We start from the raw sequence: 23,728 nt of genomic DNA on the forward strand, positions 1-23,728 counted from the left end.
TAGGAATGATGAATATGGAAAAAAGAAGCTTTAAAGAGAGACTTTTAAATGAATATTTAGGTAAGACGTTTTCTAGTATTTGTGGAATATTAATAATTTTAATAACAATATCAATAATCATATTTATAGGTATAAAGGGAATACAAACATTTACTAAAGGTGAATATGGAATATTAGAATTTTTATTTACAAATAATTGGGATCCAACGGGTAATCCTAAAAATTTTGGAGCTTTAGCTTTTATATTAGGATCAACAATAGTTTCATTAGGTGCAGTAATTTTAAGTGCACCTGTTGCAATTGCATTAGGAATATTTGTTAATATAATTGCAAAAGGACTTGGAGAAAAGCTAATAAAACCAACTCTTGAAGTTTTAGTTGGTATACCATCAGTAGTATATGGTTGGGTTGGAGTATCTGTACTAGTGCCATTTATAAAAAATAATTTTGGAGGTATGGGATTTTCACTTTTAGCTGGGATATTAGTTTTATCACTTATGATACTTCCAACAATAGCTACTCTTTCTATAGATGCAATAAAAGCTGTGCCATATCAGCATATTGAAGCATCATTAGGACTTGGAGCAACAAGATGGCAAACAATAAAAAATGTAATAGTACCTGGTGCAAAGTCTGGAATACTTACAGGTGTTGTTTTTGGAATAGCAAGAGCATTTGGAGAAGCACTTGCAGTACAAATGGTAATTGGAAATGCTGTTAGACTTCCTAGTAGCTTAATTGGATCAGCATCAACACTAACTAGTATATTAACTATGGATATGGCAAATACAGTAAGTAAAACTGCGTGGAATGATGCATTATGGACACTTGCACTTATATTACTTATAGTATCATTTTTGTTTATACTAATAGTTAGAAGAATAGAAAAAAGAGGAGTTGATTAAAATGAATGCAAAAAAAATAGATAAGTTTGCAACAGGAGGATTTTATGCTGTAGCATTTTTTATAGTAGCTATACTTGGTGCATTTATTGCTTATATTTTATATAAAGGACTTTATATGATAACTCCTTCATTTTTATTTGGAAAACCTAGCATAACAAGAGCAGGTGGTGGAATTGGACCACAGATATTTAATTCACTTTATATGCTAGTTATATCACTTATAATAACAGTACCTATAGGAATAGGTGCAGGTATATATTTAGCAGAATACGCTAAAGAAGGAATTGTGTTAAATATTATAAGATTATCACTTGAAACAATGTCATCATTACCATCAATAGTTATAGGTATGTTTGGTCTTTTAGTATTTGTAAATTTAGCAGGTTGGGGTTATTCAATAATAGCAGGTGCACTATCTGTAAGTATATTAAATATTCCATCAATGACTAGAATATCTGAAACTGCTATAAGACATGCATCTAAGAAAGTTAAAGAAGCTTCATTAGGTCTTGGGGCTAGTAAATGGCAAACCATAAAAAAGTTAACTCTACCAATAGCTATGAAGGATATCTTAACTGGAATAATATTAGCATCAGGAAGAATCTTTGGAGAAGCTGCAGCATTTTTATATACAGCAGGTCTAAGTTCAGCAATGCCTAATTTTAATAATATAAGTCTTACTGGAAAGACATCTGCATTTTCGCTTTTTAGACCAGCAGAAACTTTAGCAGTTCATATTTGGAAATTAAATTCAGAAGGCATAGTTCCAGATGCTTCAGCAATAGCAAATGGGACATCAGCAGTATTAATAATAATGGTATTAATATTTAATATATTAGCAAAAGTTATAGGAAATAGAATGTTAAAAGCTTATAGTGGAAAATAGGAGGAAATATATGAGCATAATAGAAGCTAAAAATTTAAATCTTTACTATGGGACAAATAGGGCCCTTAAAGATATAAATATAGAGTTTGAAAAAAATGAAGTTACAGCTCTTATAGGGCCATCAGGATGTGGAAAATCAACATTTTTAAGAACAATAAATAGAATGAATGATCTTATAGATTCGGTAAAGATAGAAGGTGATATTTTCTTTGAAGGTAATAATATCTTTAAAGATTGTGATGAGATTACATTAAGAAAACGAATTGGTATGGTATTTCAAAAGCCAAACCCATTTCCAATGTCTATATATGACAATGTAGCTTATGGTCCTAGAATACATGGAATTAAAGATAAAAAAATATTAGATGAAATAGTAGAAAAAAGTTTAAGAGGCGCAGCTTTATGGGATGAAACAAAAGATAGACTTAAAAAAAGCGCACTTGGAATGTCTGGAGGGCAACAACAAAGATTATGCATAGCAAGAACTCTTGCAATATCACCAGAAGTAATTTTAATGGATGAACCTACATCAGCACTTGATCCTATATCAACTAATAAAGTAGAAGATTTAATAGAAGAACTTAAAAGAGATTATACTGTTATAATAGTTACTCATAATATGCAACAAGCAGGAAGAATAGCAGATAAAACAGCATTCTTTTTAAGTGGGGAAGTTATAGAATATGGTAAAACAGAGGATATATTTTATAGACCAAAAGATAAAAGAACAGAAGATTATATTACAGGAAGATTTGGTTAATAATTATTAAGGGGTGATTAGATTATATGATAAGAAAATCACAAGCATTAAAAATAAATATAATTAATAATAATCTAAAAGAAATGATTAATTTAGTAAATGATCAGTTGCATCAAAGTATGATGGCACTAAAAAATTTAGATGTTGAATTAGCTGATAAAACGATAAAATCAGATGATTTAATAGATGAACTACAAAAAAAAATTGAAGAAGAGTGTATAAAATTTATAGCAACAGAAAGACCAGTTGCTAAAGATTTAAGAAGAGTTTTTACAGCATCTAAGATTGTTACAGATTTAGAAAGAATGGCAGATCTTGCAGTTGATATATGTAAAATTGCAAAAAAATCAGATTCTGAAACTTATATAGGTGAAGCAAAAAAACTTTGGATTATGGAACAGAGAATTAGAAATATGCTTAATTTAGCTATGGAAGCTTATTTGGAAAGAGATGCTGAAAAAGCTTATGAAATATGTAAGTTAGATGATGAAATAGATAATATTTATAAAGAAGTTTTTAAAGATACATTGCTTAATATAAAAAAAGAAGAGGGAGAAGTTAAAGTTAAGACTAATCTTTTATTTGTAAGCAAGTATCTAGAAAGAATGGGTGATCATGTAACTAATATTTGTGAATGGATTATCTTTAGTAAAAAAGGAAAATATGTTGATTTAAATGAATAACATAAAACCACACTGATTAAATTTAGTGTGGTTTTTCATATATATTATTATATGATTTTAAATAATAGTCTAAATCATGAGTTTTTCATGACTTTTATTGACTAACTAAATATATTAATGTAATATAACAAAAGATAGGCTAGTTTATAAAAAAGGGAGTGAAGAGATGAAAAATTTAATAAAAAGTGTGCTTCCTGATAGTATTGCAGAAGAAGTTGGTATAGAACCAGGAGATTTTCTTCTTTCAATTAATGAAAAGGAAATAGAAGATATTATAGACTATAGATTTTTAGCTGTAGATGAAGATATAACAATTCAAATTGAAAAGGCTAATGGCGAAATATGGGATATTGAAATAGAAAAAGATTATGGCGAAGAGCTTGGTTTAGATTTCGAAGGCGGAATAATGGATAAAGCAAAAAGCTGTAGTAATAAATGCATGTTCTGTTTTATAGACCAATTACCTAAAGGCATGAGAGATACTCTTTATTTTAAAGATGATGATTCAAGATTATCCTTTCTGCAAGGTAACTTTGTTACATTAACAAATATGAAAGAAAAGGATATCGATAGAATAATAAAATATAAAATAAGTCCTATTAATATATCTGTACATACTACAAATCCAGAACTTAGAGTTAAAATGCTTAGCAATAGATTTGCAGGTCAAATATATGAAAGAATGAAAAAACTTAAAGATGCAGGAATTCAAATGAATGCTCAAATAGTATGTGTTCCTGGAGTTAATGATGGAGAAGAGCTTAAAAGAACAATAAATGATTTATATACGCTTTATCCACAAGTTAACAATATAGCTATAGTTCCAATTGGAATTACTAAGTTTAGAGAAGGATTAGCAGATGTAAAGATATTTGACAAGGAAAGTTCAAGAGAAACAATAAAAATGATAGGTAAACTTCAAGAAAAGTTTATGAAAGAAATTAATGAACCATTTGCTAGACTTTCAGATGAATTTTATCTTGTAGCAGAAGAAGATGTTCCAGAGAAAGAATTTTATAATGGTTTTGAACAGCTAGAAGATGGTGTAGGCGATGTGCGTTATTACAGAGAAGCCATAAAAAGAGATTTAGAATTTTTAGATTTAAATAAAAAAGGTAGTTATACTGTAGTTACAGGTACATTAGCTTATAATGAAATAAAAAATGCTATGGATAAAATAGTTTCTAAAAATCCAAAGATAAAAATAGATGTAAAAAAGATTGTAAATAATTATTTTGGAGAGACTATTACAGTAGCTGGACTTTTAACAGGAACAGATATCATAGATCAAATAAAAGGTAAGATAAATTCTAAATACCTTATAATGAGTGATAATATGTTTAGAAGAGGATATGAATTAGCTCCAGAGGAACTTGTTATGCTAGATGATGTTACGATTGAAATGCTTGAAAAAGAATTAGATGTTAAGGTTATCGTGTGTGATTATTCAGGAGATGGTTTTATAGATTTAATAAATACTTATAACGAGGAGGAATAGTAATGGCAAAACCGATTGTTGCAATGGTAGGAAGACCAAACGTTGGTAAATCTACATTATTTAATAGATTAGCAGGAAAGAGAATTTCTATAGTTGAAGATACACCAGGAGTTACAAGAGATAGAGTGTATGCTGAAGCTGAATGGTTAAATCATAACTTTACTATGATAGATACAGGAGGAATAGAACCTGAAAGAGATGACATCATAGTAAAACAAATGAGAAGACAAGCAAATATAGCAATAGAAACAGCAGATGTAATAATATTTATAGTTGATGGTAAAGAAGGTTTAACACCAGCTGACCAAGAAGTTGCATCAATGCTTAGAAAAAGCAAAAAACCTGTAGTTTTAGTAGTTAACAAGATAGATACACTAAAAGAAGAAGACAATGCATGGGAATTTTATAACCTAGGTATTGGAGATCCTATAACAATATCAGGGGCCCAAGGATTAGGTCTTGGAGATATGTTAGATAGAGTTGTTGAACATTTTGATAATTCATATTTAGAAGAGGAAGAAGATGAATTTATAAGAATTGCTATGATAGGTAAGCCAAATGTAGGTAAATCATCACTTATAAATAGACTTCTAGGAGAAGAAAGAGTTATAGTTTCAAATGTTCCTGGAACAACTAGAGACGCAATAGACTCATATCTTGAAACAGACGAAGGTAAGTTTATACTTATAGATACAGCAGGTCTTAGAAGAAAAAGCAAAGTTAAAGAAGAAATAGAAAGATATAGTGTTGTAAGAACTTATGCAGCTATTGAAAGAGCAGATGTTTGTATATTAATGATAGATGCACAAGAAGGAATAACAGAACAAGATGAAAAAATAATAGGATATGCCCATGAAATGAGAAAAGCTATTATGGTTGTAGTTAATAAATGGGATCTTATAGAAAAAGATGATAAGACACTTGATAAATACAGAAAAGAATTACAAGGAAAGCTTAAATTCTTAAGCTATGCACCTTATGTATTTATATCAGCACTTACAGGACAAAGAACGCATAAAATTCTAAGTACTGCTAAGATGTGCTATGATAATTACTCAAAGAGAGTTTCAACTGGTGTCTTAAATGATGTAATAAACAAAGCAGTTCTTATGAAGGAACCACCAATTGTTGGATTAAAGAGAATGAAGATTTATTATGCAACACAAGTTGCTACAAGACCACCTAAATTTGTTTTCTTTGTTAATGATTCAAATGCATCACATTTCTCATATCAAAGATACCTAGAGAATCAATTAAGACAAAGTTTTGATTTTGAAGGAACAGGTATACAAATAGAGTATAGAGAAAGGAAAATGTAATAATGAGTAGGGTAGCGTTTATTGGAGGTGGAAGCTTTGGTACAGCATTAGCTGTCCAACTTGGTCATAAAGGAGAAAAAGTAAATATATTTGATAGAGATATCAACGTATGTAATGATATAAATAATAATAGAAGAAATAGTAAATATATAAAGGATGTAGTGATTCCAGAAAATATTACAGCCTATAATGATTTAGATAGTACAATAGAAGGAGCAGACTATTTAGTATTAGCAGTTCCTTCTCATGTTATAAGAGATGTAGCTAAATCATTAAAAGGAAAGATAAAAAAAGATGTTATTATAATATCTATAGCAAAGGGAATTGAAGCTACAACCAATAAAAGACTATCACAAGTTATTGAAGAAGAACTTCCAAATCCTGTAGTTATATTATCAGGACCAAGTCATGCAGAAGAAGTAGCAATTGAAATTCCAACTACTTTAGTTGCTACATCAAACCATATGGAATATGCAGAAAAGGTTCAAGAACTATTTATGACACCAACACTAAGAATATATACAAATGACGATATAATCGGTGTAGAAATTGGTGGGGCTGTAAAGAATATAATTGCACTAGCTGCAGGGGTTTGTGATGGTGTTGGATATGGTGATAACACAAAAGCAGCATTAATGACAAGAGGTATGAAAGAAATTTCAAGAGTTGGAACTGCATTAGGTGGAAAAGTTGAAACATTCTTTGGGTTAACAGGAATGGGTGATTTAATAGTTACTTGTACATCAATGCATTCAAGAAATAGAAGAGCAGGAATACTTATAGGTAAAGGCAAATCATTAGATGATTCATTAAAAGAAGTTGGCATGATAGTTGAGGGAGTTAAAGCATGTAAGGCTTTTTATGAACTTAACAGAGAGATTGGTGTTAGCATGCCAATTACTGATGCTTTATATAGTGTTCTTTTTGAAAATAAGAATCCCAAAAAAGCTGTTCAAGAATTAATGCTTAGAGAAAAGAAAAATGAAACACATTAAAAGGTAACCTAAAAAGGTTACCTTTTCTATTTTTATAAGATAAATCTATTTGTAGCAAATAATAGATTTTCGAGTACTAATATTATTATGAGAATTAGGGTATTATATCTAATTACAATAATATAGAAATATATTCAAAAATTAGATATAATTAGTATATAAACCTAATATATAGAATATATATATATTGTTACAAATAGTTAGGAGGTATTTTTCTTGGACAACTTCAAAATCTATAAAGATATATCAGAGAGAACCCAAGGAGACATATATATAGGAGTTGTTGGTCCAGTAAGAACTGGTAAATCAACTTTTATAAAGAAGTTTATGGATCTTATGGTAATACCTAAGATAGAAAATGAATTTAAGAAAGAAAGAGCAAAAGATGAGCTGCCACAAAGTGGATCAGGAAAAATGATACACACAACAGAACCTAAATTTGTTCCAAATGAAGCAATTGAAATAAACATTGAAGAAGAAATTAAATTTAAAGTAAGAATGGTAGACTGTGTTGGATATATAGTAAAAGAAGCTTTAGGATATATAGAAGATAATAACCCTAAGATGGTTAATACGCCTTGGTATGATTATGAGATTCCATTTGAGGATGCAGCTGAAATAGGAACTAGGAAGGTTATAACAGACCATTCAACAATTGGTTTAGTTATAACTACAGATGGAAGCATAACTGGACTTGATAGACAAGATTATATTGAAGCTGAAGAGAGAGTTATATCTGAACTTCAATCAATAAATAAGCCATTTGTAGTAGTACTTAATAGCGCAAGAGTAAATTCTAAAGAAACATTAGCGATTAAAAAAGAGATGGAAGAAAAATATAACGTAGAAGTTCAACCTATGGATATTGCAAATATGAGGGAAGAAGATATTGAGAACTTATTTAAACATGTACTTAAAGAATTCCCAGTAAAAGAAGTAAATATTAATATGCCAGAGTGGCTTGAAAGATTAGAGTGTGATCATTGGCTTAAAAAAAATTTCTTTAACATAATAAGAGACATGAGCAAAAACATATCAAAAATAAGAGATATAAAAATATCTTTAGATAAATTAGAAGGGGAAGAATTCTTAGGGGAAGCCTTTATAAAAGATATAGACCTTGGAGTTGGAACAGCAAATGTTGTGATGAAACCTAAAGAAGGTATATTCTATAAGGTTTTAAGTGAAATATGTGAAATAGATGTTAGTTCAGAAAATGACCTTCTTTCAATAGTAAAAGAATTAAATTTTGCAAAGAAAGAATATGATAAAGTTAAAGATGCTTTAAAGGATGTAAATGAAACAGGTTATGGTTTAGTAGCACCACAACTTAAGGAGATGAAATTTGAAGAACCAGAAATCGTAAAACATGGTGCTCAATATGGAGTTAAATTAAAAGCTAGTGCGCCATCACTTCATTTTATTAAAGCTGATATACAAACTGAAATAAGTCCAATAATGGGATCAGAAAAAGAATCAGAAGAACTAGTTAAATCTCTTCTTGAACAATTTGAAAATGATCCAGCTTCATTATGGCAAAGCAATATGTTTGGTAAATCACTTGAAGTTCTTGTTAAAGAAGGTCTGCAAAATAAATTATATAAGATGCCAGAAGATGTTCAGGTTAAAATTCAAAAGACATTACAAAAAATAATAAATGAAGGTAATGGAGGATTAATCTGTATAATTTTATAGATTATAAGATACAAAAGTCAGTATATGATAATTAATATACTGGCTTTTTATATTAGTTTATCATATTTTTTTATGTGAATAATATATAGTAAATTATATATTTTTATAGTATTACACGAAAAGGCATGGTGAGGTATTATGATTAATAAATACAAAACTTATAAAAAGGTTGGGGCGATAGATAAGCGCATAGCAAATAAAGTAGGGTTTGAATTTTATGGAAATGTATATGCTTCACCAGGAGTATTAAAGCATATAAGAAAAAGACATGGCAGGCAACTTACTAAGAATATAAAAGATAATTTAACAATAATTATAGAAAGAATTATAGGAAGTCCTGATTTTATAGGAATGAATAAGAAAAATAAAGAATCAGGAGCTTTACAATTAGTAAAAAAGATTGATGCTTATATAATGTTAATTCTTGAAGTTGATTTAGATTATGAATATATTTATGTTTCAAGTATGTATCCAGTAACAAAAAGTAAGATGAGAAATAAAATATATAGTGGCACTTTAAAAGAAGCTGTATAATAAAATATATATTATTTGCTTGAAAAATATTTGATTAGGTATGTATAATAAAATATATAAGGTTTTTGAGGTGAGAAAAGGCTCCTCATGCGCTAAAAAATTTTAGTAAACAGAGATGTAGGATACGCCGCCCTACCAAAAACTATTTAAAGACTTTTGGTGAAAATGCCAAGAGTTCTTTTTATACCAATGAATATAGGAGGAAAACTATGAAAAAAATTGCAGTTGTTTTTAATGGGGGAACAATATCAATGAAAGTTGATGAAAAAATAAAAGCTGCGGTACCAAGTTTAAGTGGTGAAGAAATAATGTCAATGGTAACTGGGGTAGAAAACTATGCAGAGATTATAAGCTATAATTTTTCATCTCTTCCATCACCACATATTACACCAGAGCTTATGATGAAATTATCAAACTTTATACAAGAGTTAGTTGATAGAGATGATATAGAAGGTGTCGTTGTAACACATGGAACAGATACTTTAGAAGAAACAGCATACTTTCTAGATTTAACAGTTAAAACTAAAAAGCCAATAATAGTAACTGGTGCTATGAGAAGTTCTTCAGAACTTGGTTATGATGGGCCATTTAATTTAGCAACATCAATTTGTACAGCTATAGCTGAAGAATCAAAAGGAAGAGGCGTAATTGTTTGCTTTAATGGGGAATTAAATGACGCAAGAGAGGTTACTAAAGTAAACTCAATGGCATTAAATGCCTTTAGAACTCCAAATTTTGGACCTGTTGGAATAGTTGACAATAATAAAGTTATATTCTATAGAAAAGGTAAAAAAGGAGAAAAATTCTCTCCAGAAACTATGGATAAAGATGTAGCACTTATAAAATGCGTTGCTGGTATGGATTCATCTTATTTAGAATTTGCTATGCAAAAAGGCTTTAAAGGAATTGTTATTGAAGGCTTAGGAAGAGGAAATGTTCCTCCAACAATGGTTGATGGAATAAAAAAAGCAATATCAAATAATATTCCAGTAGTTCTTGTATCTAGATGCTTTGAAGGAAGAGTTTTTGAAAGCTATGGATATGAAGGTGGTGGAAAGCACTTAATGGACCTTGGAGTAATATTTGGTGATAATATGCCAGGTCAAAAGGCTAGAATAAGACTTTTGACAGCTATTAATTCAGGCAAGTCAATGAGTGAAATAAAGACGTTATTTGAAGAAGGATTATATGAACATAACTAAAAGTTATATAATATATTTGTAATATTTTTAGTAAAATTTAAAAGTAAGTATGAATTATTAATAATTTATGCTGATTTTTTTATGTTATTTTGTATAAAGAGATAAAATCACTATATTTAAAAAATATTTAAGTTAAATTGTAAACAATTTGTTAACAAAGCATTGACTTTATTTAGATAGTAAAATAATATGTATTTATGAATTTAAGTTTTATATAAAGGAGGAAAGAATATTGGTAAAGAGTATGACTAGTTTTGGAAGAGCTAGTAGCGAAGAAGGCAAAGAAAGACTTTTTTCTATTGAAATGAAAAGTGTCAATCATAGATATTTAGATATAAATATAAGAATGCCAAAATCAATTTTCCCACTAGAAGAAAGACTTCGTAAATTAATAAGTTCAAAGTTAAATAGGGGAAAGGTAGATGTTTATATAAATCTTAAAAATTTTTCTAAAGGTGATAGCGTTGCAGAAGTAAATGAAGCATTAGCAAAAAGTTATTTTGAATGCTTATCTAAAATTTCAGAAGAATTAAATATTGAAAATGATATAACAGCAACTAAAATAGCAAGATTTCAAGATGTAATATCAATTACAGAAAAAGAAGAAAATATTGAAGAAATATTTGAAGAAATAAAAGTTTTAATGGAATCTTCTCTTGAAGGAATGATTGAAATGAGAGAAAGAGAAGGGGAAAAGCTTAAAGAAGATATTTTAGAAAAGCTTAATATTATAGAGAATTTTGTATATGATATAGAAAAAATTGCAGACTTAGTTCCTGTAAAATATAAAGAAAAGTTAGAAGAGAGAATAAAAGATTTAACTTCAGGAATTGAGATAGATCAAAATAGAATTGCAACTGAAATTGCTATTTTTGCAGATAAAGCTACTGTAGATGAAGAGATTATAAGACTTAGAAGTCATATAGCTCAGATGAGAAGTACTTTTGATATATGTGAGCCAATAGGTAGAAAACTTGATTTTATTGTTCAAGAAATGAATAGAGAAGCAAACACAATAGCTTCTAAATCAAATGATATAAAAATGACTAATATAGTCATTGACATAAAAAACCTAATTGAAAAGATTAGAGAACAAGTTCAAAATATAGAATAATAAGGAGGATACCATGGGTATTAAATTAATAAATATTGGCTTTGGGAATATTGTATCAGCTAATAGATTAGTTGCTATTGTAAGTCCTGAGTCTGCACCAATTAAGAGAATAATCCAGGAAGCTAGAGATAGAGGAATGCTTATCGATGCAACTTATGGAAGAAGAACTAGAGCAGTTATTATAACTGATAGTGACCATGTAATATTATCAGCAGTACAACCAGAAACAGTAGCTCATAGATTATCAAATAAAGATGATCATGAAGATGGGGTAGATGAATAATGAGTAAAAAAGGCGTTTTATTAGTTATATCAGGTCCATCAGGAGCTGGTAAAGGCACAATTTGTAAGGCATTATTAGAAAAGCATAAAGATATTTATTTATCAGTTTCAGCTACAACTAGAGAACCAAGAGAAGGTGAAGTACATGGTGTAAATTATTTCTTCACAACTAAAGAAGATTTCCTAAAAAAGGTTGAAGAAGGAGATTTCTTAGAACATGCTGAAGTTTATGGTAATTACTATGGTACACCAAAATCTAGCGTACAAAAAATGCTAGATGAAGGTAGAGATGTAATACTAGAAATAGATATACAAGGTGCTTTAAAAGTTAAAGAAAATTGGGAAGAAGGAATATTTATATTTATACTTCCTCCATCAATGGAAGAATTAAAACAAAGAATCATTAAAAGAGGAAGTGAAACACCAGAATCTTTAATGACAAGATTTAAATCAGCATATAAAGAAATAAACTATATTTCAAAATATAATTATGCTGTTGTAAATGATGAAATAGATACAGCTGTAGCAAAGCTTGAAGCTATAATTGTAGCTGAAAAATGCAGAGTAGATAGAATGAAAAATAAGATATTAGATTCTAAGGAGGGCTTTATCCATGAACAACTCTATGATTAATCCATCAATAGTAGATTTATTAAAAAAGGTAGAAGACAGATATTCACTAGTAATAGTAACTTCAAAAAGAGCTAGACAATTAATAGCAGGTAAAAAACCATTAATACATGTTGACTCACAAAAACCTTTAACAATTGCAATAAACGAAGTAAACGAAGGTAAAGTAAAATATATACCTGCAGAACAAACAACAGAGGATAATTAATAAAAAATGTATAAGGATAAATGTGTTGTATTAGGGGTTTGTGGAGGAATTGCAGTTTATAAGGCTTTAGATATTGTAAGTGCACTTCGTAAAAAAAATGTAGAAGTTAGAGTTATAATGACTAAATCAGCTACTGAATTTGTTACACCACTAACATTTCAATCTATTAGTCAAAATATGGTTATAACTGATATGTTTGCAGAACCAAAAGCATGGGAAATTCAGCATATTAGTTTAGCTCAAAAGGCAGATGTAATGCTTGTTGCGCCGGCTACAGCAAACATAATAGGTAAAGTTGCAAATGGGATAGCAGATGATATGTTATCAACAACTATTATGGCAACTAAAGCTAAAGTTATATTTGCACCAGCAATGAATACAGGTATGTATGAAAATCCAATTGTTCAAGCCAATATTAAAAAGCTTAAAGAACTTGGATATGAATTTATAGAACCAGATTCAGGAAGACTTGCATGTGGAGATATAGGCAAGGGTAAATTCCCAAAGCCAGAAGTCATATTTGAACATGTTTTAACTGAACTTTATCCAGTTAAAAACTTAAAAGGAAAGAAAGTTCTTGTAACAGCAGGGCCTACTAAGGCAAATATAGATCCAGTTAGATTTTTAACAAATAACTCAACAGGAAAAATGGGATATGCTATTGCAGAAGAAGCAAGAGATAGAGGCGCTGAAGTTGTCCTTGTAACAGGAGCTAAGAACATAAAAAAACCACATGGAATGGAAGTTATCGAAGTAGATACAAACTCTGAAATGAGAGAAGTTGTATTAAATCATTATGATTCATCTGATATTGTTATAAAGTCAGCAGCTGTTGCTGATTATAAACCAAAAGAATATAGCAATGAAAAGATTAAAAAAGGTGATGGAAACTTAAATATAGAATTTACTAGAGATAATGATATTTTAATGGAACTTGGCGAGAAGAAAAAAAATCAGGTATTGGTTGGTTTTGCTGCTGAAAGCAATAATTTAATAGAAAATGCAAAGGGCAAATTAAAGAAGAAAAATCTTGATTACATCGTAGCAAATGATATTACATCAAAAGAAACTGGCTTTGGTAGTGATAAAAATAAGGTTTTTGTAATATCAAAAGATAATTCTATAGATGAATTTGATGTTATGAGTAAAAGAGAAGTAGCTAGTAATTTGTTTGATATTTTTGAAGGAAAGCGCTAAGTATGCGCTTTCTTCTCTTATTAGGAGAATTTTGAAAGGGTGAACTTATAGATGGAACTATATGCTGAAGTAATAATAAATAGTGATGCAGTAGAAATAGATAGAACATTTACTTATAAAGTTAAAGATGACTTAGCTTCTTTAATAAGTGTAGGTCATAGAGTTAAAGTTCCATTTGGAGTTAAAAGTAAACATGTAGAAGGTTTTGTTATGAGCCTTTCAACTGAGTTTAATGATACATATAAAATTAAAGAGATAATAAAGCTATGTGATGAAGAACCTATTCTTACAAGAGATGATTTACTTATTGTAGAATTTTTAGTAAAGAGAACACTTTGCAAATATATAGATGCTATAAGGGTAATGATACCACCAGGACTTATAAAGGGGATTAAAAGCAAAAAGAAAAACGTTATAAAATTTGTAAAAGATTTTAATGAAGATATTAGAAATAAAGAAAAATATAAAGAGCTTATATCTTTTGTAAAAAATAATGATTCTTTATATTCTAAGGCAGAATTAACAAAGCAATATAGTTTTTCTATATATACAATAAATAAGGCAATAGAAAAAGGCTATTTATGTGTTGAGGAAACAGTAGTAGAAAGATTTAATAGAAGAATTTACGAAGAAGATAAAATAAATGTTCTTACAGAGGAACAAAAGCAAGCTATATTAAAGATTAAAAATACAAATAAAAATGGAATACTTCTAAAGGGAGTAACAGGCTCAGGAAAAACCGAAATCTATATGAATTTAGTAGAAAAAGCACTAAATAGGGGTCAAGGGGCTATAGTTTTAGTTCCAGAAATAGCATTAACTCCACAGATGATAGAAAGATTTAAAGGAAGATTTGGAGAAGATGTAGCATTATTTCATAGCAGACTTTCAGATGGAGAAAAATTTGATGAGTGGTATAGAATTAAATCAGGAAGATGTAGACTTGTTGTTGGAGCAAGGAGTGCATTATTTCTTCCAGTAAATAATCTAGGTTTAATAATTATTGATGAAGAACATGAAGGAAGCTACAAATCTGAACATAATCCTAAATATAATACTAAAGAAGTAGCACAGTTTATAAGTGTTATAAAGGGATGTAAATACATTTTAGGATCTGCAACACCATCTATTGAAAGTTTTGCAGATGCTTTAGTTTCAAAGATAGAGCTTATAGAACTTAATAATAGAGTTGATAATAAACCTCTTCCTATTATGGAAATAGTTGATATGAGAGAAGAACTTAAAGTTAAAAATCTTTCAATGTTTTCAAGGAAATTATATAAAGAAATTAAAGATGCATTAGAGAGAAAAGAACAAATCATATTATTTTTAAATAGAAGAGGATTTTCTACATTTATTTCCTGTAGAAGCTGTGGATATGTATTTAAATGTGATAAATGTGATATAGCTATGACTTATCATAAAAATGGATATTTAGTTTGTCATTATTGTGGCAAAACAGAAAAGCAAGTTAAGATATGCCCAAAATGTAAAAGTAAATATGTTAAGTTCTTTGGTGCTGGTACAGAGAAAGTAGAAAATGAAGTTAGGAAATATTTTAAAGATGCTAGAATTCTTAGAATGGATGCAGATACAACAAGAACTAAGGATTCTTATGAAAAAATATATAATGCTTTTAAAAAAGGAGAGGCTGATATATTAATAGGTACTCAAATGATAACTAAAGGATTAGATTTTAAAGGAGTAACCTTAGTTGGGGTATTAGCAGCTGATATATCGCTTAATATACCAGATTATAGAGCAGGAGAGAGAACATTTCAGTTGATAACTCAAGTTGCAGGAAGAGCTGGAAGAGGAGATAAAGAAGGAAAAGTGATAATTCAATCATATACTCCAAATCATCCAAGTTTAAGATATGCTGCAAATAATGATTATATAGGAATGTTTAAAGAAGAGATAGCTATAAGAAAAAGTATGATGTATCCACCTTTTGGAACAATATTACTTATAAGAGGTATTTCTAAAGATGAAAAAAAACTAAAAGAATTTATGAAATCTGTAGCTAATGAAATTAATAAGTTATTAAATGAAGAAGCAACATTATTAGGACCAACTCAATGTATAGTTGGAAAAATTAAGGATAAATATAGGTGGCAAATACTTATTAAAGGTAAAATTACAGATGAACTATCTAAAAAAATTAAAGATACACTTTATGAAATGAATAAGAGTGTATATAATGAAATAAGAATGAATATTGATATAAACCCAAATAGTTTATTATAGGAGGAATTTTTTATGGCAATTAGAAAGATAAGACTTAAAGGTGATGAAGTATTAAGAAAGACTAGTAAGGTTGTTGATAAGATAGATAAGAGAACTTTAACTTTAATACAAGATATGATAGATACTATGTATGAAGCAGATGGAGTTGGTCTTGCAGCACCACAAGTTGGAATACTTAAAAGAATATTTGTTATAGATGTTTATGATGGAGAAGGTATTAGAATATTTATAAATCCAGAAATTCTTGAAACTTCAGGAAGTCAAACAGGAGAAGAAGGATGTCTTAGTATACCTGGAGAATTTGAAAATGTAGAAAGACCAAATTATGTAAAGGTAAAAGCATTAAATGAAAAAGGTGAAGAATTTATATTAGAAGGAGAAGGATTACTTGCAAGAGCAGTTTTACATGAAAATGATCATTTAGATGGAGTTTTATTTGTAGATAAAGCAGAGTAATTTATTAATTAAAAAGGAGTGATACTTTTGAAGATAGTATTTATGGGAACACCAGATTTTGCGGTTCCATCTTTAAAGGAATTAATAGATAAATATGGAGTAGAAGCTGTATTTACTCAGCCTGATAGACCAAAGGGAAGAGGGAAAAAGTTAGCTTTTTCACCAGTTAAAGAAGAAGCTTTAAAACATGATATTAAAGTATACCAACCAGAAAAATTAAAAAATGAACCAGAAATGATAGAAATGCTAAAAGAAATGAAGCCAGACTTTATAATAGTTGTAGCATTTGGTCAAATACTTACTAAGGAAGTTTTAGATATACCAAAGTATGGTTGCATAAATCTACATGGTTCAATACTTCCTATGTATAGAGGAGCAGCTCCTATAAACTGGGCAATTATGAATGGAGAAAAGGTATCAGGAAATACTACTATGCTTATGGATGTTGGACTTGATACTGGAGATATGCTTTTAAAAGATGAAGTTGAAATACCAGATGATATGACAGCTGGAGAACTTTACGACATCCTTAAAGATAGAGGCGGAAAACTTTTAATTGATACTATAGAAGGATTAATTAATAAAACTATAGTGCCAGAAAAGCAAAGTGATGAAACTTTCTATGCTAAAATGTTAAATAAAGGCATGGCTGAAATTGATTGGACTAAGAGTGCTAAGGAAATCCATAATATGATTAGAGGATTAAATCCTTGGCCTGTTGCACATACTTTATATAATGGAAACACTATGAAAATATTTGAAAGTGAAGTATTAAATAAAGAAAGTAAAGCAGAATGTGGAAAGATAATAGATGTTTCTAAAAAAGGAATAGAAGTTTCAACTGGAGAAGGTGTTCTTTTAATTAAAAAGGTACAATTCCCAAATTCTAAGCCTTTAATGGTAGAACAATATATAAATGGTCATGAGGTTAATAAAGAATTTATATTGGGTAGATAGGAGAGATTAGATTATGTATTATCCATTTTATTTCGATAGAACAATGCTTATATTATTACCTGCACTTTTAATTAGTTTTTGGGCTCAATCAAAAATTAACTCAACTTATAATAAGTATAAAAATGTAAAAACCTTAAATGGTTATACAGGCGAGCAGGTAGCAAGAATGATGTTAAATGAAGCTGGGCTTTCTTTTGTAAATATTGAAATGGTAAATACAAGACTTGGAGATCATTATGATCCAACTAGTAAAGTTTTAAGATTATCTCCTGAAGTGTATGGTGGAACTTCAATTGCAGCTGCAGGTATTGCAGCTCATGAAGTTGGCCATGCAATTCAACATAAAGAATCGTATAAGCCACTTATACTTAGAAACTCAATTGTTCCAGTTGTTAATTTTGGATCAAGTATTTCATGGGTTTTATTTGTGATTGGGTTATTTATGGGAAATAATCTACTTGTTAATTTAGGGATTATATTATTCTCAGGAGTCGTAGTATTTCAATTAGTTACACTTCCAGTTGAGTTTAATGCATCAAGTAGAGCTCTTAATATACTAGATAAAAGAGGTATATTATATGGAAATGAAGTAAGTGATGCTAGAAAAGTTCTAGGGGCTGCAGCTATGACATATGTTGCATCTGCACTTATGGCAATTTCACAATTATTAAGATTAATTGCAATTAGCAAAAGAAACGATTAAAAATCTTTTAAATTATGAAAAAACTGAAAGAAGAGGTGTTTTATGAATAGTAGAAGCATAGCTTTAAAGATATTAAATAGAGTATTTAATGAAGGGGCTTATTCAAATTTAGTATTATCAAGCGAATTAAATAATTCAAACCTTAATGATAAAGATAAGGCATTAGTAACAGAAATAGTATATGGAACAATAAGAAGAAAAAATAGTCTAGATACTCTTATAGCTTCATTTGTTAGAGATATAAAAATGATGGATAAGAGAGTTTTAAATATCTTAAGAATAGCTATGTATCAATTAAAGTTTTTAGATAAAGTTCCAAGTTATGCTGCTTGTAATGAAGCTGTAGAACAGGCTAAAAAGATATCTATAAGCTCAAGTAAATTAGTTAATGGTATATTAAGAAGTTATGGAAAAAAAGGTGAATCAGGATTAGTATTTAAAAATAAAATATATGAATTAGCTTATACTTATTCATTTGAGCCATGGCTTATAAGACTATTTATTAAGCAGTATGGAGAAGAAGATGCTATAAGAATTTTAAATGGACTAAATTTAACACCAAAAGTTACAGTTAGAGTTAATTCATTAAAGGGTGATTTTGATGAAGTATTTGAAGAACTTGAAGAATTTGGTTATAATGTAGAAGAAGGCTATATATGTCCAGAAGCTATTTCAATAAAAGGTGGAAAGAGCGTAGAAGATAATAAAGTATTTAATGAAGGAAAGATAACAGTTCAAGATGAAAGTGCTATGTTAGTTGCTCCTCTTTTAGATATAGCTCATGATGAAATTGTACTAGATTTATGTAGTGCACCTGGAGGTAAAACTACTCATATAGCAGAACTTCTTGAAAATACAGGAAAAGTCTTAGCATTTGATTTACACAAAAATAAATTAGGTCTAATAGAAGAAAATTGCAAAAGACTTGGAATAAAAAATGTAGAATTAAAACAAATGGACGCTACAAAGATAGATGTTAATCTTATAGGTGCTGGAGATAAAATACTTTTAGATGTTCCATGTTCTGGACTTGGAATAATAAAAAGAAAACCAGAAATAAAGTGGAATAAAAATCGTGAAGAACTTAAAGAAATAGTTAAAGTACAAAGAGAGATAATGGAAAATGCATGGCAATATCTAAAACAAGGTGGAACTATGGTTTATTCAACTTGTACTTTAAATAAGGAAGAAAACGAACAAAATATTGAATGGTTTTTAAATAAACATAAAAATTGTACTTTAGAGAAAGTATTCATAGGAAATGGAGATAACTTAAGATATGAAAATGGAATGTTAACAGTTCTTCCAAATGAATATATGGATGGTTTCTTTATAGCTAAACTTAAGAAAATTTAGTAGGAGAAGTTTTATGAAAAATTTATTAGATTACACTTTAGACGAACTTGGAGTTTGGTTAAAGGAAAATGGTGAAAGTGCATTTAGAGCAAAGCAAGTATTTTCATGGATATATAAAGGTGTATGGAATTTTGATGGTATGAAAAACATACCTAAATCATTAAAAGAAAAATTAAATGAAAACTTTGATATTTTAATTCCTGAAATTGTTGAATCTTTTAAATCATCAGATGATAATACAAGAAAATTATTATTAGCTCTTAACGACGGAAATCTAATAGAATGTGTAATCATGCAATATAAGCATGGAAACACAATATGTATTTCTACACAAGTAGGATGCAGAATGGGTTGTAAATTCTGTGCTTCAACAATAGATGGTAGAGTAAGAAACTTAACTTCAGGTGAAATATTATCACAAATAATGGTAGCTCAAAAAGAACTAGGAGAGAGAATTTCAAATATTGTTTTAATGGGAAGTGGAGAACCACTTGATAATTATGACAATGTTATAAAATTCTTAAGAGAAGTAAATGCTGAATATGGGTTTAATATAGGTCAAAGACATATAACATTATCAACATGTGGATTAGTGCCTAAAATTTATGAATTAGCAGATGAAGGAATGACAATAACTCTTGCAATTTCACTACATGCATTTAATGATACAAAGAGAAGAGAAATAATGCCAATAGCAAATAAGTACTCAATTAAAGAAATTTTAGATGCATGTGAATATTATATTGAAAAAACTAATAGAAGAGTTACATTTGAATATTCACTAGTAAAAGATGTTAATGATAGCAAGGAAGATGCTAAAGCACTTGGACAATTATTAAAAGGAATGCTTTGCCACGTTAATTTAATACCAGTAAATGAAGTAAAAGAAAATTCATTTAAAAGATCTTCTGATAAAACAATTGAAACTTTTGCAGAAATTCTTAAAGATAAGGGAATTGAAGCAACTGTTAGAAGGGAAATGGGTAGTGATATTAACGCAGCTTGTGGACAACTAAGAAGAAGTTATATAAAGTCCCATAGTTAGGGGGAGGTTATGTATGATAGGATATAAAAGTGATGTTGGAATAAAACGAAAATTTAATGAAGATAGTTTTGGCTATTTTGAAAATGAGTTTTATAAAATATATGTAGTTGCAGATGGCATGGGAGGTCATAATGCAGGAGAAGTAGCAAGCAATATGGCAGTTAGAGATGTCATAAAGTTTGTAAAAGAAAATATTTATAAATTTCAAGAAGATATTCTTGAAAAAGCAATAAAAGAAGTGAACTCTAGTATATATGAGTATTCTATGAGTGATGAAAAATTAAAGGGAATGGGAACTACTATAACTTCATGCTTGTGTTATAATGGTATGGTGATTGTTGCAAATGTAGGCGATAGCTCTTGCTTTGGAATTAAAAATGATAATATGCATAAACTTACAAAAGATCATTCTTTAGTTCAACAACTTTTAGATGCAGGTAGCATATCAGAAGACGAAGCTATGAATCACCCAAATAAAAACATAATTACAAGAGCTGTAGGCACTAGTAAAGATGTTGAGGTTGATATATTTAGATTTAAAGCAAAAGAATACGATAGATATTTATTGTGTTCAGATGGATTAACTAATGAAGTTACAATTGATGAAATGAACAATATATTAAAAAGAGAAAAAAATAATGAACTTGCCTGCGAATATTTAGTAGAGGAAGCTAATAAAAATGGAGGCAGAGATAATATTACAGTAATGTTGTTTGGAGGAGAGAGAAGATGATCGGGGAAATATTAGGCGATAGATATGAATTGCTTGAGCAGATCGGCGAAGGTGGAATGGCTATTGTTTATAAAGCAAGAGACAATAAGTTAAATAGATTTGTAGCAGTTAAAATTCTAAAAGCTGAGTATTCAGATAATGAAGAGATAGTTCGTAAGTTTAAAAAAGAAGCAACTGCGATAGCTAAATTATCTGATAACAATATAGTTAATGTACTAGATGTAGGGACTCAAGAAAATACTAATTATATTGTAATGGAACTTATAAATGGAAAAACACTTAAGGAAGTTATATCAGAATTTGGAAAAGTAAAATATGAGACTGCTTTAAATATTGCAATTCAGGTTGCAAAGGCTTTAGACTGTGCACATAAAAATAATATAATTCATAGAGATATAAAACCTCAAAATATAATGGTTACTGAAGATGGAGTAGTTAAAGTAACTGATTTTGGAATTGCTAAATCCTCTGATTCTGCAACTTTAACAAATACAAGTACTATATTAGGGTCAGCACATTACTTTTCGCCTGAACAGGCAAGAGGAAGCTTTATTGATAATAGAACAGACATCTATTCATTAGGAATAGTTATGTATGAAATGGTAACAGGAAAAGTTCCATTTGAAGCAGATTCACCTGTTACAATAGCACTAAAGCATCTTCAAGAAAAGGTGGTTCCACCAAAGGAGATAAATAGTAAAATTCCAGAAAGCTTAAATAAAGTTATATTAAAGTGTATGGAAAAAGATGCTAATAATAGATATCAAGATGTTAAAGGATTGTTAGCTGATCTTGAAAAAATAAAAGAAGATCCTAATTATATAATCGGTGGAACTGATAATTCGAATTTAGGTGATGTAACGGCTCAACATACTATTATAATGGATGCTATAAAAGCACCTATTATTACTAATGATGAAGACTTAAAAGATGATGTTTTAGGTAACGAAAATTTAGATGATGAAGATGAAGATTACTATGATGATGAAGATGAACCTGAATATGAAGAAGAAAATTATGTAGAACCAGAAGATGATGAATATGATGACTATGATGAAGATTATAACGAAGATAAGTTTAAGAAGAAAAAAAATAATAAAGGCATTATAATAGGAATAATATCTGTAGTTATCATTGCACTTTTAGGTGTTGGTGGATATTTTGCATTTGGAAGTGGAGGTTCTGCTAAAAAAATAAAAGTTCCTAATTTTGTTGGTATGACATTTGATGAAGCTAAAAAACAAGCAGAAGATTCTGGCTTAAAACTTGTAAAGATAAAAGAAGTTAAGAGTGACAAAAAAGCTGGAGAAGTATTAGAAACAGATCCAAAGGCTGGAGAAATGGTAAGTAAAGGTTCAACTATAAATGTTACTGTTAGTGGCGAAGAAAAGATATATATGCCAAATGTAGTTGAAGATGAATTAAATGATGCAAAAACTAAGTTACAAAGTATTGGTATAACTAATGTAGAAGTTAAACAAGATTATAGCGATAGCATATCAGAAGGAAAAGTAATTTCTCAAGATCCATCACAAAATCAAGAAATTTCTAAAGATACTAAGGTAACTTTAGTTGTAAGTTTAGGAAAGAAATATATAACTGTACCTGAATTAGGTGGTTTAAGTGAAACAGCAGCTAGAAATAAATTAAATAATCTTGGCTTGAGTGCAAATGTTAAAACTGGTAAGACAACAGATAAATCATCAGATGGTAAAGTAATAGATACAACACCTTCTTCTGGAGAAGGAGTAGCAGCAGGTTCAACAGTAACTTTAATAATTGGAAGCTATGAACCAGAAAGTATAAGTATAATGGATAAGATTAGTGGAATGAGTTACAGAGATGCTGTTAATGAATTATCAAAAAATAACATAAGTGCAAGTATTGCAGATGGTTATAGCGAAAATGGAAGTGTTGTTAGTTCATATCCATCAAGTGTTAAACCTGGTGGTTCAGTAGTATTAAAAACAGATACTAAAAAGGAAGAACAAGTAACTCCTGATAACAATACAAATAATAATTCAGGAAATAATGATAATTCAGGAAATGGTAATGCTTCTGAAGATAATAATGGTTCTGTAAATGGTGGAACTAGTGATAAGGATAAAGAGGATGATAATCAAGCAACTAAACCTGAGCAAAAACCTCCTACTTCAAGTGATGCTTCTGGAAATAATGGAGCTAGTGATAAGGATAAAGATGAAGTTAGTCAAACAACTAAACCTGATAAAAAACCTCAAACAGATGCTCAAGATAAAGATCAAACAAATAACGATAATTCAAAGAGTAAATCTAAATCAAAATCAAAATAATATTTATAAAA

At 29.2% G+C, this 23,728-nt stretch carries 23 protein-coding genes; all 23 read left to right on the plus strand.

The genetic code is table 11. The features are described 5' to 3' along the window. Positions 1-14: 14 nt before the first annotated feature. The 23 genes from pstC to pknB all read left to right on the plus strand — a co-directional run bounded on the left by pstC (position 15) and on the right by pknB (position 23,717). Positions 15-905, plus strand: coding sequence for a phosphate ABC transporter permease subunit PstC (pstC, locus tag SPJ33_RS08055; RefSeq protein ID WP_321117449.1), 891 nt, complete (start codon positions 15-17; stop codon positions 903-905). Position 906: 1 nt separating this feature from the next. Then, the gene (gene pstA / locus SPJ33_RS08060; protein WP_321117450.1) at positions 907-1,791 is read left to right on the plus strand and encodes a phosphate ABC transporter permease PstA; all 885 of its coding nucleotides are present in this window, start codon (positions 907-909) and stop codon (positions 1,789-1,791) included. 10 nt (positions 1,792-1,801) lie between these two features. Further along, on the plus strand, positions 1,802-2,551 hold the full coding sequence (pstB, locus tag SPJ33_RS08065) for a phosphate ABC transporter ATP-binding protein PstB (protein ID WP_321117451.1): 750 nt from the start codon (positions 1,802-1,804) through the stop codon (positions 2,549-2,551). A 26-nt stretch (positions 2,552-2,577) separates the two neighbouring features. Next, positions 2,578-3,234 (plus strand): phosphate signaling complex protein PhoU, encoded by a 657-nt coding sequence (gene phoU / locus SPJ33_RS08070; RefSeq protein ID WP_321117452.1) that lies wholly within the window; start codon positions 2,578-2,580, stop codon positions 3,232-3,234. 166 nt (positions 3,235-3,400) lie between these two features. Beyond that, on the plus strand, positions 3,401-4,732 hold the full coding sequence (locus tag SPJ33_RS08075) for a DUF512 domain-containing protein (protein WP_321117453.1): 1,332 nt from the start codon (positions 3,401-3,403) through the stop codon (positions 4,730-4,732). A gap of 2 nt (positions 4,733-4,734) precedes the next feature. Further along, the gene (gene der, locus SPJ33_RS08080; protein ID WP_321117454.1) at positions 4,735-6,051 is read left to right on the plus strand and encodes a ribosome biogenesis GTPase Der; all 1,317 of its coding nucleotides are present in this window, start codon (positions 4,735-4,737) and stop codon (positions 6,049-6,051) included. A gap of 2 nt (positions 6,052-6,053) precedes the next feature. Further along, the gene (locus SPJ33_RS08085) at positions 6,054-7,046 is read left to right on the plus strand and encodes an NAD(P)H-dependent glycerol-3-phosphate dehydrogenase (RefSeq protein WP_321117455.1); all 993 of its coding nucleotides are present in this window, start codon (positions 6,054-6,056) and stop codon (positions 7,044-7,046) included. A gap of 216 nt (positions 7,047-7,262) precedes the next feature. Then, a complete protein-coding gene (gene spoIVA, locus SPJ33_RS08090; protein WP_321117456.1) occupies positions 7,263-8,741 on the plus strand; it encodes a stage IV sporulation protein A in 1,479 nt (492 codons plus the stop codon). 138 nt (positions 8,742-8,879) lie between these two features. Beyond that, positions 8,880-9,275 carry a hypothetical protein gene (locus tag SPJ33_RS08095; RefSeq protein WP_321117457.1) on the plus strand — a complete coding sequence of 132 codons (396 nt, stop codon included), beginning with the start codon at positions 8,880-8,882 and terminating at the stop codon, positions 9,273-9,275. A gap of 209 nt (positions 9,276-9,484) precedes the next feature. After that, positions 9,485-10,477, plus strand: a complete 993-nt coding sequence (locus SPJ33_RS08100) for an asparaginase (RefSeq protein WP_321117458.1) — start codon at positions 9,485-9,487, stop codon at positions 10,475-10,477. Between the two features lie 232 nt (positions 10,478-10,709). Then, complete coding sequence (locus tag SPJ33_RS08105) at positions 10,710-11,591, plus strand: YicC/YloC family endoribonuclease (protein WP_321117459.1); 882 nt, start codon at positions 10,710-10,712, stop codon at positions 11,589-11,591. Positions 11,592-11,604: 13 nt separating this feature from the next. Next, positions 11,605-11,874, plus strand: coding sequence for an extracellular matrix/biofilm regulator RemA (gene remA, locus SPJ33_RS08110; RefSeq protein WP_321117460.1), 270 nt, complete (start codon positions 11,605-11,607; stop codon positions 11,872-11,874). Then, positions 11,874-12,506: a guanylate kinase gene (gmk, locus tag SPJ33_RS08115; RefSeq protein ID WP_321117461.1), complete on the plus strand. Its 633-nt coding sequence runs from the start codon at positions 11,874-11,876 to the stop codon at positions 12,504-12,506. Before remA ends, gmk begins: the two co-directional genes overlap by 1 nt. Continuing rightward, complete coding sequence (gene rpoZ / locus SPJ33_RS08120; protein WP_321117462.1) at positions 12,487-12,711, plus strand: DNA-directed RNA polymerase subunit omega; 225 nt, start codon at positions 12,487-12,489, stop codon at positions 12,709-12,711. The genes gmk and rpoZ overlap by 20 nt, the downstream gene beginning before the upstream one ends. Before the next feature lie 6 nt (positions 12,712-12,717). Then, positions 12,718-13,908: a bifunctional phosphopantothenoylcysteine decarboxylase/phosphopantothenate--cysteine ligase CoaBC gene (gene coaBC, locus SPJ33_RS08125; RefSeq protein ID WP_321117463.1), complete on the plus strand. Its 1,191-nt coding sequence runs from the start codon at positions 12,718-12,720 to the stop codon at positions 13,906-13,908. 51 nt (positions 13,909-13,959) lie between these two features. After that, positions 13,960-16,155: a primosomal protein N' gene (gene priA / locus SPJ33_RS08130; RefSeq protein ID WP_321117464.1), complete on the plus strand. Its 2,196-nt coding sequence runs from the start codon at positions 13,960-13,962 to the stop codon at positions 16,153-16,155. A gap of 12 nt (positions 16,156-16,167) precedes the next feature. Further along, positions 16,168-16,611 (plus strand): peptide deformylase, encoded by a 444-nt coding sequence (gene def, locus SPJ33_RS08135; RefSeq protein ID WP_321117465.1) that lies wholly within the window; start codon positions 16,168-16,170, stop codon positions 16,609-16,611. 27 nt (positions 16,612-16,638) lie between these two features. Continuing rightward, a complete protein-coding gene (gene fmt, locus SPJ33_RS08140; protein WP_321117466.1) occupies positions 16,639-17,568 on the plus strand; it encodes a methionyl-tRNA formyltransferase in 930 nt (309 codons plus the stop codon). A 13-nt stretch (positions 17,569-17,581) separates the two neighbouring features. Beyond that, the gene (locus SPJ33_RS08145) at positions 17,582-18,271 is read left to right on the plus strand and encodes a zinc metallopeptidase (protein WP_321117467.1); all 690 of its coding nucleotides are present in this window, start codon (positions 17,582-17,584) and stop codon (positions 18,269-18,271) included. A gap of 42 nt (positions 18,272-18,313) precedes the next feature. After that, positions 18,314-19,627 (plus strand): 16S rRNA (cytosine(967)-C(5))-methyltransferase RsmB, encoded by a 1,314-nt coding sequence (rsmB, locus tag SPJ33_RS08150; RefSeq protein ID WP_321117468.1) that lies wholly within the window; start codon positions 18,314-18,316, stop codon positions 19,625-19,627. A 13-nt stretch (positions 19,628-19,640) separates the two neighbouring features. Further along, positions 19,641-20,672: a 23S rRNA (adenine(2503)-C(2))-methyltransferase RlmN gene (rlmN, locus tag SPJ33_RS08155; protein WP_321117469.1), complete on the plus strand. Its 1,032-nt coding sequence runs from the start codon at positions 19,641-19,643 to the stop codon at positions 20,670-20,672. A 13-nt stretch (positions 20,673-20,685) separates the two neighbouring features. Beyond that, positions 20,686-21,405 (plus strand): Stp1/IreP family PP2C-type Ser/Thr phosphatase, encoded by a 720-nt coding sequence (locus SPJ33_RS08160; protein ID WP_321117470.1) that lies wholly within the window; start codon positions 20,686-20,688, stop codon positions 21,403-21,405. After that, a complete protein-coding gene (gene pknB, locus SPJ33_RS08165) occupies positions 21,402-23,717 on the plus strand; it encodes a Stk1 family PASTA domain-containing Ser/Thr kinase (protein WP_321117471.1) in 2,316 nt (771 codons plus the stop codon). Before SPJ33_RS08160 ends, pknB begins: the two co-directional genes overlap by 4 nt. Positions 23,718-23,728: the final 11 nt, after the last annotated feature.

Origin of the sequence: Clostridium sp. (genome assembly GCF_034179595.1) — a bacterium.
Taxonomy (GTDB): Bacteria; Bacillota; Clostridia; order Clostridiales; family Clostridiaceae; genus Clostridium.

Bases quoted from the DNA above. Each gene is read 5' to 3' on its own strand.
- pstC (WP_321117449.1), top strand. From the start codon at position 15: ATGGAAAAAAGAAGCTTTAAAGAGAGACTTTTAAATGAATATTTAGGT.
- pstA (WP_321117450.1), top strand. From the start codon at position 907: ATGAATGCAAAAAAAATAGATAAGTTTGCAACAGGAGGATTTTATGCT.
- pstB (WP_321117451.1), top strand. From the start codon at position 1,802: ATGAGCATAATAGAAGCTAAAAATTTAAATCTTTACTATGGGACAAAT.
- phoU (WP_321117452.1), top strand. From the start codon at position 2,578: ATGATAAGAAAATCACAAGCATTAAAAATAAATATAATTAATAATAAT.
- SPJ33_RS08075 (WP_321117453.1), top strand. From the start codon at position 3,401: ATGAAAAATTTAATAAAAAGTGTGCTTCCTGATAGTATTGCAGAAGAA.
- der (WP_321117454.1), top strand. From the start codon at position 4,735: ATGGCAAAACCGATTGTTGCAATGGTAGGAAGACCAAACGTTGGTAAA.
- SPJ33_RS08085 (WP_321117455.1), top strand. From the start codon at position 6,054: ATGAGTAGGGTAGCGTTTATTGGAGGTGGAAGCTTTGGTACAGCATTA.
- SPJ33_RS08095 (WP_321117457.1), top strand. From the start codon at position 8,880: ATGATTAATAAATACAAAACTTATAAAAAGGTTGGGGCGATAGATAAG.
- SPJ33_RS08100 (WP_321117458.1), top strand. From the start codon at position 9,485: ATGAAAAAAATTGCAGTTGTTTTTAATGGGGGAACAATATCAATGAAA.
- remA (WP_321117460.1), top strand. From the start codon at position 11,605: ATGGGTATTAAATTAATAAATATTGGCTTTGGGAATATTGTATCAGCT.
- gmk (WP_321117461.1), top strand. From the start codon at position 11,874: ATGAGTAAAAAAGGCGTTTTATTAGTTATATCAGGTCCATCAGGAGCT.
- rpoZ (WP_321117462.1), top strand. From the start codon at position 12,487: ATGAACAACTCTATGATTAATCCATCAATAGTAGATTTATTAAAAAAG.
- coaBC (WP_321117463.1), top strand. From the start codon at position 12,718: ATGTATAAGGATAAATGTGTTGTATTAGGGGTTTGTGGAGGAATTGCA.
- priA (WP_321117464.1), top strand. From the start codon at position 13,960: ATGGAACTATATGCTGAAGTAATAATAAATAGTGATGCAGTAGAAATA.
- def (WP_321117465.1), top strand. From the start codon at position 16,168: ATGGCAATTAGAAAGATAAGACTTAAAGGTGATGAAGTATTAAGAAAG.
- SPJ33_RS08145 (WP_321117467.1), top strand. From the start codon at position 17,582: ATGTATTATCCATTTTATTTCGATAGAACAATGCTTATATTATTACCT.
- rsmB (WP_321117468.1), top strand. From the start codon at position 18,314: ATGAATAGTAGAAGCATAGCTTTAAAGATATTAAATAGAGTATTTAAT.
- rlmN (WP_321117469.1), top strand. From the start codon at position 19,641: ATGAAAAATTTATTAGATTACACTTTAGACGAACTTGGAGTTTGGTTA.
- SPJ33_RS08160 (WP_321117470.1), top strand. From the start codon at position 20,686: ATGATAGGATATAAAAGTGATGTTGGAATAAAACGAAAATTTAATGAA.
- pknB (WP_321117471.1), top strand. From the start codon at position 21,402: ATGATCGGGGAAATATTAGGCGATAGATATGAATTGCTTGAGCAGATC.